Here is a 15,080-nt window from a genome sequence, read left to right on the forward strand (position 1 = left end):
TCCGGCCGCACACCCAGCCACTCCACCAACCGGAACAACGCCACCTCCAACGCGAACACCCCGCCCTGCGTGAACAGCGTCTGGTCCAGCACCCCCTCCCCGTCCTCGAACAACACCTCCACCGGCAACCCCAACAAGCCACACACCTCGTCCAACACCCGCGCGAACACCGGAAACACCCCGTACAGACCCCGCCCCATCCCCACCCACTGACCACCCTGACCGGAGAACACGAACGCCGACCGACCCGGGGAGGCAGTGCCCGTGACGATTCCGGACTCTCCGTCGACCAGCGCGTCCAGGCCGGCCGGGTCCGTCAGCACGGCGCGGTGCGGGAACCGGGCCCGCGCGGCCAGGTCCGCGGCCACCTCGGCCGGTGTGACCTCGGGGTGCTCGGCGAGGAACCCGCGCAGCCGACGGGCCTGGTCGCGCAGGGCCGCGTCCGACTTCGCCGACAGCAGCCACGGCACCGGCACCGCAGCCGCAGGGGCGGGCGTGGGAGACGTCCCCTCGGCCGGGTCTGGGGCCGGTGCCTCCAGGATCACGTGCGCGTTCGTACCGCTGATGCCGAACGCCGAGATGCCCGCGCGACGCGGGTGGCCGTGCTCGGGCCAGGACCGGGCCTCGGTGAGCAGCCGGATGTTTCCGGACTCCCAGTCCACGTGCGAGGTCGGCGCGTCGACATGCAGCGTCGGCGGCAACTGCCCGTGCCGCATCGCCATCACCATCTTGATCACACCCGCCACACCCGCCGCCGCCTGCGTGTGCCCGATGTTCGACTTCACCGACCCCAGCCACAACGGCTCCACCCGGTCCCGGCCGTACGTCGCCAGCAACGCCTGCGCCTCAATAGGGTCACCGAGCGTCGTCCCCGTACCGTGCGCCTCCACCACGTCCACGTCCGCCGTCGACAGTCCCGCGTTCGCCAGCGCCTGGCGGATCACCCGCTCCTGCGACGGACCATTCGGCGCGGTCAGCCCGTTGGACGCCCCGTCCTGGTTCACCGCCGAACCACGCACCACCGCCAGCACCCGGTGACCATTGCGCCGCGCGTCCGACAACCGCTCCAGCAGCACCAACCCCGCGCCCTCACCCCACGCCGTACCATCAGCAGCCTCGGCGAACGCCTTCACCCGCCCATCGGCCGCAAGCCCCCGCTGCCGCGAGAACTCCACGAACCCCGCCGGCGTCGCCATCACCGTCACACCGCCCGCCAACGCCAGCGAGCACTCCCCCGAGCGCAAGGCCTGCGCCGCCAGGTGGATCGCCACCAGCGACGACGAGCACGCCGTGTCCACCGAGACCGCCGGACCCTCCAGCCCCAGCAGGTACGACACCCGCCCGGAGGTCACACTCGTCGCCGTGCCCGTCGAGAGGTAGCCCTCCAGGTCGGGCGGCTGGGTTCCGGCGCCATAGCCCGAGGACCAGATGCCGGTGAACACGCCCGTCTGGCTGCCCCGCAACGACGTCGGATCGATCCCCGCGTCCTCGAACGTCTCCCACACCGTCTCCAGCAACACCCGCTGCTGGGGATCCATCGCCAACGCCTCACGCGGCGAGATCCCGAAGAACGCCGCGTCGAAGCCGGCCGCACCCTCCAGAAAACCACCCGACCGCGTGTACGACGTCCCCGGACCACCGGCCGGATCGTAGACACGACCCACATCCCACCCACGATCCGACGGGAACTCCCCCACCGCGTCCACCCCACCCGACACCACACCCCACAACTCCTCCGCCGACCCCACCCCACCCGGATACCGGGCCCCCAACCCCACCACCACCACCGGATCACCCGACACCACCACCGGAACCGGCACAGACGCCACCGCCCGGCGTCCCTTGCCGAGAACCACCTCACGCAGATACCCGGCCAGCCGGACCGGAGTCGGATGGTCGAAGACCAGCGTCGCCGGCAGCCGGGTCCCGACCGCCGCGGACAGCCGGTTACGGAGTTCCACCGCGGTCAGTGAGTCGAAGCCCAGCTCCTTGAAGGCCCGCTCGGCGCTGACGGCCGCGGTGTCGGTGTGGCCGAGGACCGCGGCCGTCTGACCGGTGACCAGTTCCAGGACGCGGCCGTGCTGCTCGGCCTCGGGCAGGGCCGCCAGTTCCCTGCCCAGGTCCGACCGGTCCGCGCGCCGGGCGGGCCTGGTTCGGGTGAGGCGGCTGAGCAGGGGGCGGGTGGCCGCCGCCGACAGGTCGAGGTGTGCGGGGACCAGCGCGGGATCGGCGGCGCCCAGGGCCAGGTCGAACAGGGCCAGGGCCTGGTCCGTGGGCATCGGCAGCACGCCGGCGCGGGCGAGGCGCTTGCGGTCGGTGTCGGTGAGGTGTTCGGTCAGCCCGCTGGCCTCGGCCCATTGTCCCCAGGCCAGCGACACGCCCGGCAGGCCCAGGGCACGCCGGTGCACGGCGAGGGCGTCCAGGAAGGCGTTCGCGGCGGCGTAGTTCGCCTGGCCCGGCCCGCCCAGCACACCGGCGGCGGACGAGAAGAGCACGAACGCGCTCAGACCGAGGTCTTCCGTCAGCTCGTGCAGGTGCCAGGCGGCGTCGGCCTTGGGCCGCAGCACCTGGTCGATCCGGCCGGGCGTGAGGGATTCGACGACGCCGTCGTCGAGCACGCCGGCCGCGTGGACGACGGCGGTCAGCGGACGCTCGGCCGGGATCGAGTCCAGTACGGCCGCCAGCGCGTCCCGGTCGGCCACGTCGCAGGCCACCACCTCGGCGTCGAAGTCCACCTCCGCCGCGGTCCTGCCGAGCAGGAGCAGGTGCCGGATGCCGTGCCGGTCGCGCAGGTGCCGGGCGACGAGGCGGCCCAGTGTCCCGGTGCCTCCGGTGATCAGTACGGTGCCGTCCGGGTCGAGCGGGCCGGGTGCCGGGGCCGTTTCGGCCCGTACCAGGCGGGCGGCGTGGGCGGCGCCGTCGCGGACGACGAGCTGCGGCTCGTCCCCCGCGACGAGGACGCGGTCGTCGGTGTCCACGAGCACGAACCGGTCGGGGTGTTCCGCCTGGGCCGCGCGGACCAGGCCCCAGGCGACGCTGGACGGCAGGTCGACGGGGTCCGGCCCGACCGCCCCGCGGGTCACGACGGCCAGCCGGCCGTCCCCGTCGCGCAGGAAGTCCTGGAGCACGCCCAGCGTCTCGGCGGCGACGGTGTGCGCGGCCGCCACGGGGTCTCCCGCCGGGGGCGTGACGTGGTGGACGGCCGGGGGTTCGCCGGTGCTCTCGACGGGCACCCAGTCGAGGCGGTAGAGCTGCTGGGTCCCGGCGGCCGGCAGGCCCGGCGGCCGGTGGCGCACGGTCAGCGCGTCGATCACCGCCAGCGGGCCGGACTCGTCGGCGAGCGCGACCCGGAAGGTGTCGGGGCCGGTGGGGGTGAGGCGGACGCGGGCCGTGGAGCCGGCTTCCCGCATCGACACCCCGGCGAAGGAGAACGGCAGGCGGCCGGCCGCCAGCAGGGTCAGCGGCTGGAGTGCGGCGTCGAGCAGCGCGGGGTGGAGACCGAAGCGGTCGCGGGTGCCGGCGGGCAGCGCCACCTCGGCATAGAGCTCGTCGCCCTGCCGCCGGATCTCGCGTACGCCCGCGAACACCGGCCCGTACTCGTAGCCCTGGGCGGCGAGGTCGTCGTAGAAATCGGTCAGGTCGACGGGCTCACCGGCCGGCTGCCAGGGCTCGCCGGTGTCGTACGGGTGGGGACGGTCACCGGTCGCGAGCATGCCGGTGGCGTGCCGCAGCCAGGCGCCGCCCGTCCGGGAGTGCACGGTGACGGGGCGCCGGCCCGTCCCGTCCGGTGCGCCGACGACGACCTGGACCGGCACGGAACCGTCGTCCGGCAGGACCATGGGGGCTTCCAGCACCAGTTCGTCCAGGATGTCGCAGCCGGACTGCCGTCCGGCGTGCAGGGCGAGTTCGACGAACACCGTGCCGGGCAGCAGCACGGAGCCCAGGACGACGTGGTCGGCCAGCCATGGCCGGGTGGCCGTCGAGAGCCGCCCCGTGAGCAGGACGCTCTGGTCCCCGGCCAGTTCGACGACGGCCCCGAGCAGCGGGTGCCCGGCCGAGTCCAGTCCCGCCGCCGACACGTCGCCCTTCGCGGCGGCCGGGTTCAACCAGTACGGCCGGTGCTGGAAGGCGTACGTCGGCAGCGGGACGTGGTGGGGCTCGCCGGGGAAGACCGGTGTCCAGTCGACGGCCACGCCCTGCGTGTGCAGGCGCGCCAGGGCGAGGTGGAATTCCTGCCTGCCGCCGCCGCGGCGCAGCGTGCCGGTCACGACGCCGTCCATCACCGGCACCAGTACGGGGTGCGGGCTGACCTCCACGAACACGTCGTGCCGGTCCTGTACCAGGGCGTCGACGGCGAGGTCGAAGCGTACGGGTTCGCGGAGGTTGCGGTACCAGTAGTCGGCGTCGAGGGTGGAGGTGTCGACGGGTTCCGCGGTGACCGTGGAGTAGAACGGGACCGCCGCCGGACGCGGTGTGATGCCGGCGAGGTCGGTCAGCAACCGCTCGCGGACCGCCTCGACCTGGACCGAGTGGGCGGCGTAGTCCACCGGCAGACGCCGGGCGCGGACACCCTCCGCCTCACACGCCGCCAGCAGTTCGCCCAGCGCGTCCACATCACCCGACACGACGACCGAACCCGGCGCATTGACCACCGCCACCGTCAGCCGACCGCCCCAGCGGGCCACGAACTCGACGGCCCGCTCATGCCCGAGACCGACCGACACCATCCCACCCTGACCCGCCAGGGCAACCAGGGCCCTGCTGCGCAGGGCGACCACCCTGGCCGCGTCCTCCAAGGACAACGCGCCCGCCACATACGCCGCCGCGATCTCCCCCTGCGAATGCCCCACCACGGCATCAGGCTCCACCCCATGAGCACGCCACAACCCCGCCAGCGCGATCATCACCGCGAACAGAGCGGGCTGCACCACATCCACCCGCTCCAGCGAACCACCACCCGTCAACACCTCCACCAACGACCAGTCGGTGTACGGGGCCAACGCCGCGTCACACGCGTCGACCGCCTCCCGGAACACCGGCTCCGAGCCGTACAACTCCCCGCCCATCCCCACCCACTGCGCACCCTGCCCCGGGAACACGAACACCGACCGGCCCACGGAACCGGCCACGCCCGTGATGACGCCGGGGTCTCCGTCGGCGAGGGCGGCCAGTTCCGCCATGAGGCCGGTCCGGGTGCTGCCCGCCAGGGCCGCCCGGTGGGTGAGCAGGGTGCGGGTGGTGGCGAGGGCCCGGCCGATCGCGGCCGGCCGGAGTCCGGGGTGGGCGGTGAGGTGGTCCGCGAGCCGTCGGGCCTGGGCGCGGAGGGCGTCGTCCGTCGTGCTGGACAGCAGCCACACGGTGGGCTCCGCGGAGTCGGCCGCGACGGGTTGTCCGGGGGGTTCCTCCGGGAAGTGTTCGATGACGACGTGGGCGTTGGTGCCGCTGGCTCCGAAGGCCGAGATGCCCGCGCGGCGGGGGCGCCCCGTCTCCGGCCACGGCCGGGCCTCGGTCAGCAGCCGGATGTCGCCGGTGTCCCACTCGACGTGCGGCGTGGGCTCCTGGACGTGCAGTGTCGGCGGCAGTTCGGCGTGCCGCATCGCCATGACCATCTTGATCACACCCGCCACACCCGCCGCCGCCTGCGTGTGCCCGATGTTCGACTTCACCGACCCCAGCCACAACGGCTCGTCCCGGTCCCGGCCGTACGTCGCGAGCAGCGCCCGCGCCTCGATGGGATCGCCGAGCGTCGTGCCCGTGCCGTGCGCCTCCACCGCGTCCACCTCGGACGGCTCCAGCCCGGCGTTCGCCAGCGCCTGGCGGATGACGCGTTCCTGGGAGAGGCCGTTGGGTGCGGTCAGCCCGTTGGACGCCCCGTCCTGGTTCACCGCCGAGCCCCGCACCACCGCCAGCACCCGGTGACCGTTGCGCCGCGCGTCCGACAACCGCTCCAGCAGCACCAACCCGGCGCCCTCACCCCACGCCGTACCGTCAGCCGTCGACGAGAAGGGCTTGCACCGGCCGTCGGGGGCCAGGGCACGCTGGCGGGAGAACTCCGTGAACTGCAGGGGGGTGACGCTCACGGTCACCCCGCCGGCCAGGGCGAGTGTGCACTCCCCCGAGCGCAGTGCCTGGGCGGCCAGGTGGATCGCCATCAGTGACGAGGAGCAGGCGGAGTCGACGGACACGGCCTGGCCCTGGAGGCCCAGCAGGTAGGAGACCCGGCCGGAGGTGATGCTCGGCGAGATGCCGGTGGCGAGGTAGCCCTCGGTGTCGGGGGGTGCCTGGTCGGGGCTGCCGACGTAGCCGGAGGACCAGATGCCGGTGAACACACCCGTCTGACTGCCCCGCAACGACGTCGGATCAATCCCGGCGTCCTCCAACGTCTCCCACGCGGTCTCCAGCAGGATGCGCTGCTGCGGATCCATCGCCAACGCCTCACGCGGCGAGATCCCGAAGAAGGCCGCGTCGAACCCCGCGGCATCCGCCAGAAAACCACCCCGCCGCGTGTACGACGTCCCCGGATGATCCGCGTCCGGATGGAACAACCCCTCGACATCCCAGCCACGATCCGACGGGAACTCCCCTATCGCATCCACCCCGTCCGACACCAAGTCCCACAGCTGCTCCGGCGACCCCACCCCACCCGGCAACCGGCACCCCATCCCCACGATCACCACCGGATCAGCCCCATCACCCCCCGACACCGACGACAGCGCCGGCACCGCTTCGCCGGCCGCTCCGGAGAGTTCGGCCGCGAGGTGGTCGGCGAGGTCGGCGGGGGTGGGGTGGTCGAAGACGAGGGTCGCGGGCAGCCGCAGGCCGGTGGCGCCGGCGAGGCGGTTGCGCAGTTCGACGGAGGTCAGGGAATCGAAGCCGAGGTCGCGGAAGGCGAGCTGGGGGGAGATCGCGGCGGTGTCGGAGTGGCCGAGGACGGTCGCGGTGTGGGCGGCGACCAGGGACAGCAGGTCCGACGTGGAGGTCTTCGGCGTCGGCAGGGTCTGCGGCATCGAGAGGTCGGCCGTGGTCAGCGCGGGACGTCCGGCGGCCAGCGCGGTGTCGAACATGGCCAGGGCGCGTTCGGTGCCGATGGGACGGATACCCTTGCGGGCGAGGCGTTGGCGGTCGGCCGCGGTGAGGTGGGCGGTCATGCCGCTCTCCTGCTCCCAGTAGCCCCAGGCCATCGACACGGCGGGCAGTCCGAGGGTCTGCCGGTGTGCGGCGAGCGCGTCGAGGTAGGAGTTCGCGGCCGCGTAGCCGGCCTGGCCGGCGTTGCCGAGGACACCCGCGGCCGCGGAGAACAGCACGAAGGCGGCGAGGTCGTGCTCGCGGGTCAGCTCGTGCAGGTGCCAGGCGCCGTCGGCCTTGGGACGCAGCACCCGGTCGAGCTGCTCCGCGGTCAGCCGTTCCACGACGGTGTCGTCGAGCACACCGGCCGCGTGGACGACCGCGGTGAGCGGATGTTCGGCCGGGATCGAGTCCAGTACGGCCGCCAGCGCGACCCGGTCCGCGACGTCACAGGCCATGACCCGCACGTCGACGTCCCCGTGCGGCTCCGGGTGCGGCACCGCGCCGCCGCCGCGACTGACGAGCAGCAGGTGCCGTACCCCGTAGCGGGACACCAGGTGCCGGGCGACGGCCTGGCCGAGGGTGCCGGTGCCGCCGGTGATCAGCACGGTGCCGTCGGGGTCGATCGGCCGGGGGACGGTGAGGACGATCTTGCCGATGTGGCGGGCCTGGCTCATCAGCCGGAAGGAGGCGACGGCCTGGCGGAGGTCCGCGACGGTGACCGGCAGCGGCGCCGGCGTCCCGTCGGCGACCATCGCCACGACCTGGGAGAGGATCTCGCCCTGCCGCGCGGGATCGACGTCGTTGAGGTCGAAGGCCCGGTAGATCAGGCCCTCGGGTGAGCGGACGTCCGTCTTGCCCAGCTCGACGAACCGTCCGCCGTCGGCGAGCAGCCGCAGGGAGGCGTCGGTGAGTTCCCCCGCGAGCGAGTTGAGGACGACGTCCATGGCCGGGAACCGGTCGGCGAACCGGGTGTCGCGGGACGAACCGATGTGGTCGTCCGCCAGTCCGAGGCGCCGCAGGGCGTCCCACTTGGCGGGGCTCGCGGTGGCGAAGACCTCCGCGCCGCTGTCCAGGGCCAGCCGGACGGCGGCCATGCCCACTCCGCCGGCTCCGGAGTGGACCAGGACCCGGTCGCCGGGGCGCAGTTCGCCGAGGTCGAACAGCGCGTACCAGGCGGTGGTGAACGCGATGGGCACCGACGCCGCCTCGGTGTAGCTCCAGCCGTCGGGGATCGCCGTCAGGAGCCGGTGGTCGGCGACCGCGCTCGGCCCGAAGGCGCCGGGCATCATCCCCATGACGCGGTCGCCGGGCCGCCAGGCCGTGACACCGGGGCCGGCCTCGATGACGGTTCCGGCCCCTTCGCCGCCCAGCGGGGGCCGGTCCGGGTACATGCCGAGGGTGATGAGCACGTCGCGGAAGTTCAGACCGGCCGCGCGTACGGCGACCCGTACCTGTCCGGGTTCCAGCGCGGCCTCGGGCCAGGGCAGCAGGGCCAGGTCGTCCAGTTGCCCGGTGCCGGACTCGCTCAGCCGGTACGCCCCGTCGGGGGCGGTCAGTTCCGGCGTGTACCGGGCCTGCCGCGGCACGAGGACGCCTTCCGGGCGCAGGGCCAGTTCCGGTTCGTCGCCGGCCGTCATGGCGGCCCGGACCGCTTCCTCCTCGGACGCGTCGCCCATGTCGACCAGGACGAACCGGCCGGGGTGCTCGACGGCTGCGCTGCGGACCAGGCCGCGTACGGCCGCGCCGGCCACGCCGCGGGTCAGGACGGCCAGGCGCGCGGCCGCCTGCTCCGGCTGCTCGGCCAGGAAGTCCTGGACGAGCACGCGGGCCCGCTGGAGGAGGGCGTGCACGGAGTCCGCGTCGGCCTCCGCGGTGAGTACCGGGCTCGGCACCACCTCGGTGGGCGTGCTCGCGCTGAGGGGCACCCATTGGGTGTGCAGCACCGCGGCCCGGGTCTCGGCGGCCGGACGGACGGTCAGGGCGGTGATGTCCGCGACGGGGTTGCCGGAGAGGTCGGTCAGTGTGGCGCGGTAGGTGTCGGTGCCCGTGCGGGTCAGGTGGACCCGGGCGGACGACACCCCGGTGGTGTGCACGGCGACGCCGGAGAAGGAGAACGGCAGCCGGACCCGGGTGTCGGGGCTGAGCAGGATCAGCGGCTGGAGTGCGGCGTCCAGGAGCGCGGGGTGGATGCCGAAGCGGGCGCCGTCGGGGACGGACACCTCGGCGTACAGTTCGTCCTCGCCCTGCCACAGTTCCCGCACGCCCCGGAACGCGGGTCCGTACTGGTATCCGAGTCCGGCGAGGAAGGCGTAGAACCCCTCGGGGTCCACGGGTTCGGCGTTCCGCGCGGGACGGCCGAGGTGTCCGGCCGTCACCTGGCCGCCGAGCGTTCCGGACGCGTGGCGGACCCAGCCGTCACTGCCCTTGGAGTGCACGGTGACCGGGCTGCGGCCGGCGTCGTCCGGGGCACCGACCGAGACCTGGATGTCCGTCGGTGTGTCCGAGAGCGCGAGGGGCTGGTGCAGGACGAGGTCGTCAAGGGTCCCGCCGGTCAGGGTGGCGAGTTCGAGGAAGGCGGTACCCGGCAGCAGAATCGTTCCGTCAACGGTGTGGTCGGCCAGCCAGGGATGGGTGCGGGTGGAGACGCGGCCACTGTGCACGGTGCTTCCGTCGGGCAGTTCGACGGTGGTGCCCGCCAGCGGGTGCCCGGTGCCGTGGTCACCGGCCGCCGGGGTGAGCCAGTAGGTGCCGCGCTGGAAGGCGTAGCGCGGGAGTCTGACGCCGTGCGGGCGGTCGTGCGGCCAGGTCACGGCGGTGCCCTGGACGTGGAGGCGGGCCAGGGCGGTGTGGAACTCCCCGATGGTGCCGTGGTCGCGGCGCAGGGTGCCGGTCGCCACGCCGTCCAGGTCCTGCACCAGCACCGGGTGCGGGCTGACTTCCACGAACACCTCGTGGCCGTCGGCGGTGAGCCGGGCGGTGGCCAGGTCGAACCGTACGGGCTCGCGCAGGTTGCGGTACCAGTAGCCGGCGTCGAGGGCCAGGGTGTCGGCCGGCTCGCCGGTGACCGTGGAGTAGAACGGGACCGTCGCCGAGCGGGGCCGGATGTCCGCGAGGTCGGTCAGAAGCCGCTCGCGGACGGTCTCGACCTGGGCCGAGTGCGCCGCGTAGTCGACGGGGACGGCGCGGGCCCGGACGCCGTCCCTGGCGCAGGCTGCCAGCAGTTCGTCCAGGGCCCCGGGTTCGCCGGAGACGACGACGGTCGAGGCGGAGTTGACCACCGCGACGGTGATCCGGTCGCCCCAGGGGCTCAGGTAGCCGACGGCGTCGTCCGCGGACAGCGCGACCGAGACCATCCCGCCGTGTCCGGCCAGGGCGACGAGGGCCTTGCTGCGCAGGGCGACCACCCTGGCCGCGTCCTCCAAGGACAACGCGCCCGCCACATAAGCCGCCGCGATCTCCCCCTGCGAATGCCCCACCACGGCATCAGGCTCCACCCCATGAGCGCGCCACAGCTCCGCCAGCCCCACCATCACCGCGAACAGGGCAGGCTGCACCACATCGACCCGCTCCAGCGAACCACCACCCGTCAGCACCTCCACCAACGACCAGTCGGTGTACGGGGCCAACGCCGCGTCACACGCGTCGACCGCCTCCCGGAACACCGGCTCCGAGCCGTACAACTCCCCGCCCATCCCCACCCACTGCGCACCCTGCCCCGGGAACACGAACACCGACCGGCCCAGCGGACGGGCGGTCCCCGTGACCAGACCCGGCGCCGGCCGGCCCTCCGCCAGTGCCCCCAACGCCTCCACACCGCTCAGCACCGCCCGGTGCTCGAAACGCGACCGCCCCGCCAGCGCCCGGCCCACCGCGACCGCGCCAGCCCCCGGACGCCCGGCCAGGAACGTCCCCAGCCGGCGCGCCTGCTCCCGCAACGCCGCGTCCGACTTCGCCGACAAGACCCACGGCACCACCCTGTTCGCGGGCCCGACCGGAACTTCGACCGGCTGCTCAGCAGCCGCCTCGATCACCACATGCGCGTTGGTGCCACTGATGCCGAACGCCGACACGCCGGCACGGCGCGGACGCCCCGTCTCCGGCCACGGCCGGGTCTCGGTGAGCAGGGAGACATGGCCCGCCGACCAGTCGACGTGCGAGGTCGGCGTGTCCACGTGGAGGGTCCTCGGCAGCTCGCCGTGGAGCATCGCCATGACCATCTTGATCACACCGGCCACGCCGGCGGCGGCTTGCGTGTGGCCGATGTTCGACTTCACCGACCCCAGCCACAACGGCTCGTCCCGCCCCTGACCGTAGGTCGCCAGGAGTGCCTGAGCCTCGATGGGGTCGCCCAGGGTGGTCCCGGTGCCGTGCGCCTCCACCGCGTCCACGTCTGCCGTCGACAGTCCGGCATGCGCCAACGCCTGCCGTATGACGCGTTCCTGGGACGGACCGTTCGGTGCCGCGAACCCGTTCGACGCGCCGTCCTGGTTCACCGCCGAGCCGCGGACGACCGCCAGTACCCGGTGTCCGTTGCGGCGCGCGTCGGACAGGCGTTCCAGCAGCAGCAAACCGGCGCCCTCACCCCAGGCCGTGCCATCAGCCGCTTCGGCGAACGCCTTGATACGACCGTCGGCCGAAAGCCCCCGCTGCCGCGAGAACTCCACGAACCCCGCCGGCGTCGCCATCACCGTCACACCACCGGCCAACGCCAGCGAGCACTCCCCCGCCCGCAGCGCCTGCGCCGCCAGATGGATCGCCACCAGCGACGACGAGCACGCCGTGTCCACCGACACCGCCGGACCCTCCAGCCCCAGCAGATACGACACCCGGCCGGACGTGGCGCTGGTGGCCGTTCCGGTGGCGAGGAAGCCTTCGAGGTCCGGCGGCGGCTGGTTGCCGTAGCCGGAGGACCACAGGCCGGTGAACACGGCTGTGCGGCTGCCGCCGAGTGTGGTCGGGTCGATGCCGGCGTGCTCGAAGGTCTCCCAGGCGGTTTCCAGCAGCACCCGCTGCTGCGGGTCCATCGCCAGGGCCTCGCGCGGCGAGATGCCGAAGAACGCGGCGTCGAAGCCGGCGCCGTCGGCGAGGAAGCCGCCCGACCGGCTGTAGGTCGTGCCCGGCCGGTCCGGGTCGGGGTCGTAGACGACGTCCCAGCCCCGGTCCGGCGGGAATTCGGTGATCGCGTCGGCGCCGTCCGACACGAGCCGCCACAGGCCGTCCGGGGACTCCACTCCGCCCGGGTAGCGGCAGCCCATGCCGATGATCGCGATCGGCTCGCGCGCGGCCTCCTCCATGTCGGCGAGGCGCTTGCTGAGCACTCCCAGGTCGGCCGTGGCGCGCTTGAGGTAGGTGCGGAGCTTCTCTTCGTCGGACATCGCTACTCCTCAGCGTTGCGGGACTCGCCCGAGCGGATGACCTCGGTCCTGCGGTGCGCATCGTCCAGCAGGCTGAACAGCTCGTCGTCGCTGGCCTCGTCGACACCGGCCGCGGAGCCGGTACGTCTGGCGGTCCAGGCCGCGAGAAGCGCTTCGAGGCGGGCCGCGACGGTGTCGTAGTCGGCGTCGGCGGCTGCCGCGTCCAGGGTGGACTTCAGCTGGTCGAGTTCGGCGAGCAGGGGATCGGGTGCGGTGCCGTCGCCGTGCAGCCGTGTGTGCACGAAGGCGGCGAGGCGGGTCGGTGTCGGGTGGTCGAAGACGAGCGTGGCGGGCAGGCGCAGGCCGGTGTCCGCGTCGAGCTGGTTGCGCAGTTCCACGGCGGTGAGCGAGTCGAACCCGATGTCGGTGAAGGCCTGGTCGGGGTCGACCGCCTGCGGTGACGAGTGCCCCAGGACGAGGGCGACCTGGCCCACGACGAGTCGCAGCACGTCGGCCTGCGTCCACGCGCGGTGGGCGGCCTGCCTGTGCCGGGGTCGTACCAGCTCCCGCAGCAGGGCGGGCGGGTCACCGGCGCGGCGCAGCGCCGGCAGGTCGAACCTGACGGGGGCGAGGGTGGGGGTGCCCGCGGTCAGCGCGGTGTCGAACAGGGCCAGCGCGTCCGTCGTCGGCAGCGGCCGTACCCCGGCCCTGGCCAGGCGGTGCCGGTCGGTGGCGGTCAGGCCTGCGGTCATGTCACTGGCCTCCGCCCAGTAGCCCCAGGCGAGTGACACGGCCGGCTGTCCCTGGGCGTGCCGGTGCGCGGCGAGGCCGTCGAGGTAGGCGTTCGCCGCCGCGTAGTTCGCCTGGCCCGCGCCGCCCAGCACACCGGCCGCCGACGAGAACAGCACGAACGCCTCCAGGTCCGCGGTCAGTTCGTGGAGGTGCCGCGCCGCGAGGGCCTTCGGCTCCCACACGCGCGCGAACTGCCGCGGGGTGAGGGATGCCACGACGGTGTCGGCCAGCGTGCCCGCGGCGTGGATCACCGAGGTGACCGGGTGCGCGGCGAGCAGCCGCGCCACCGCCTCGCGGTCGGACACGTCGCACGCCGCGATGGTCGCGGTCGCGCCCAGCGCGGCCAGGTCGGCGGTCAGCGCGGCCGCGCCGGGGGCGTCCGGGCCGCTCCGGCTGACCAGCAGCAGGTGCCGCACGCCGTGCCGTACGGCGAGATGGCGGGCGATCGTGCCGCCCAGGGTGCCGGTGCCGCCGGTGACGAGCACCGTGCCCCCGGGACTGAGCGGTGAGGGCAGCGGTTCGGTCCGCGCCCGTTCGAGGCGGGGGACGTGCACGGTGCCGGCGCGGATCGCGAGCTGGGGTTCGTCGCCGGCCAGCCGGACCTCGTCGCCGTCGCCGCCGTCGACCAGCACGAACCGGCCGGGGTGCTCCGTGGCGGCCGACCGGACCAGGCCCCAGACGGCGGCGGCCTGCGGGTCGACGTCCTCGCCCGGCCGAACCGGCACGGCGTTGCGCGTGGCGACCACCATGCGCGGGGTGTCCGTGGTGAGGAAGTCCTGGATCACCCGCAGGGTCTCGACGGGCGAGGTGGCGTGGTGGACCGGGATGTCCGGTTCGGTGGCCGCCGCTTCCAGGACCGGCCACGCCACCTGGTACGGCACGTCCTGCGTGGCGGGCCCGGCCGGCCGGCGCAGGGTCAGCGAGGCGATCTCGGCGACCGGCGCGCCCGACTGGTCGGCGAGGGCGATCGCGCAGGTGTCCTGGCCGGTCACGGTCAGCCGGACCCTGGCGTGCCCGGTGCCGCGCCACCGGGAGATCCCGGCGAAGGAGAACGGCATCTTCGCCCGGTCGTCGGCGACGGTCACGGTCTGGATCGCGGCGTCGAGCAAGGCCGGGTGCAGGGCGAACCGGGTGTCACCACCGGGTGGTACGGCCACCTCCGCGTAGAGGGTGTCGCCGTCGCGCCAGGCCGCTCGCAGACCTCGGAAGGCGGTGCCGTAGGCGAATCCGGCGTCGGCCAGGTTGTCGTAGAAGGCGTCCAGGTCGACGGCTTCGGCGTGCGGCGGCCACTGCCGCGCCCAGGGCTCCTGTGGTGGTGCGACGGGTACGGCGCCCAGGGTCCCGGTGGCGTGCCGTACCCACTCGCCGTCCGCGCGCGAGTGGATCGAGACGCCGCGCCGGCCCGCCCGGTCGGGGCCGACGGTCACGGACACCCGCACACCGTCCGCGACGACCAGCGGTGTCTCCAGCGTCAGGTCCTCGACGGCCGGGCAGCCGATGTGTTCGCCGGCCCGGAGCGCCAGGTCCACGAACGCCGCACCGGGCAGCAGGGGCGAGCCCGAGATGACGTGTTCGGTGAGCCACGGCTGCGCGGCGGTGGCGAGTCGTCCCGTCAGCACCACGCCGTTGTCGTCGGGGAGTTCCATGGCGTCCCGCAGCAGCGGGTGGTCGATCCGGCCGTCCCCGGTCGGTGCGGGGGTGGTGGGCTGGAGCCAGTAGTGCTGGTGCTGGAAGGGATACGAAGGCACCCGCACGCCCGTCCGGGTCCCCGTGGTGACGGGTGGCGTCCAGCGGGCCGCACCGTCCGCCCACAACCGGCCCAGCCCCGCCAGCAACCGCTCCGGAGAATCCCCACCACGCCGCATC

The 15,080-nt window shown here is 73.8% G+C and carries 2 protein-coding genes; both read right to left on the reverse strand.

Annotated features, from left to right (window positions below; all coding sequences use genetic code 11):
• On the reverse strand, positions 1 to 12,443 hold a 12,443-nt coding region (locus tag AB0E62_RS39030; RefSeq protein WP_362205576.1), incomplete at its 3' end, for an SDR family NAD(P)-dependent oxidoreductase.
• Positions 12,444 to 12,445: 2 nt separating this feature from the next.
• Positions 12,446 to 15,080 (reverse strand): type I polyketide synthase (locus tag AB0E62_RS39035; protein WP_362205579.1); only part of this gene is annotated, 2,635 nt, incomplete at its 5' end.

It is taken from the genome of Streptomyces sp. NPDC038707 (assembly GCF_040636485.1).
In the GTDB taxonomy this organism is placed as follows: Bacteria; Actinomycetota; Actinomycetes; order Streptomycetales; family Streptomycetaceae; genus Streptomyces.